The following is a 1,038-nucleotide window of genomic DNA, read 5'->3' as shown; positions in this document are numbered from 1 at the left end:
CTCCGTTGACCTTTAAGTTCGTTTTTCGGTCTTAAGTTGAAACTTCGGGCGATGTTAGAGAACAAATATTTCAGTAATATTACAGATTGATTTCTGTGGACACTTTTTATTGTGCTTTTTAATAGTTCAAAAAAGATAGCGGATTATCCTGTTTTAATTCATTGAAAAATATAGGCTTTATTGGTTTTACAAACTGAGGTTTTTTTGATGAGAATTCGATAAAAAGTGCGTTTTACTTCAAGTTTTATGACAATACTGAGATTGAGTTTTCGGTAAAACTTAATTTTAGTTGGTTAAAGTGATGGTTTTGCCGAGTATCTTGTCTGTCTCTGTCACATTTGGTATAAAAAGCATCACCTTCTTTTCTGGAATTGGCAGATGTCACATCTAAATTACAACCATCTTTATTACTTCTGGATGGTGTGCAAGCAAGGCTCTGTTACCAAGGCCGCGGATGCGCTTTTTCTCACTCCTCAAACGGTGACCGGGCAAATCAAAGCGCTTGAAGAGCGGATGAAAGGCAAGCTAACCAAGCGAAACGGCCGTACTGTAGAACCAACAGAACTCGGACAATTGGTCTTCAAATATGCGGATCGTATGTTTGGTTTAAGCTATGAGATGCTTGATCTTGTGAACTACAGTCAGCACTCCAACATTTTGTTTGAAGTTGGTGTAGCCGATGCGCTGTCAAAACGGCTAGTTAGTAAAGTGCTGATGACAACCGTGCCTGAAGACAACAGTATCCACTTACGTTGTTACGAGTCGACGCACGAACTGTTATTAGAACGGCTATCGCAGCACAAGTTGGATATGATTCTTTCTGATTGCCCGGTGGACTCGACGCAAAGCCCAGGCCTTTATAGTAAGAAGCTTGGCGAGAGTAGCATGAGTTTCTTTGCATCTTCTGACATTCCAGACGTGAAGTTCCCTGAAATTTTGGAAAAGAAAAAGCTGTTGATCCCAGCAAGTCGAACGGCGATGGGGCGAAAAGTCATTCAATGGTTTGATCGCCAAGGATTACAACCTGATGTCTTGGGA

The 1,038-nt window shown here is 40.9% G+C and carries 1 protein-coding gene; it reads left to right on the top strand.

The genetic code is table 11. The features are described from left to right. Window positions 1-378: 378 nt before the first annotated feature. A partial coding sequence (gene nhaR, locus R7E47_RS25330; protein ID WP_318085572.1) for a transcriptional activator NhaR occupies window positions 379-1,038 on the top strand: 660 nt, incomplete at its 3' end.

It is taken from the genome of Vibrio sp. Vb1026 (assembly GCF_033338745.1).
Classification (GTDB): Bacteria; Pseudomonadota; Gammaproteobacteria; order Enterobacterales; family Vibrionaceae; genus Vibrio; species Vibrio alginolyticus.
Note: the sequence above shows the minus strand (reverse complement) of the source record. Positions and strands in the feature narration are given on the sequence as shown.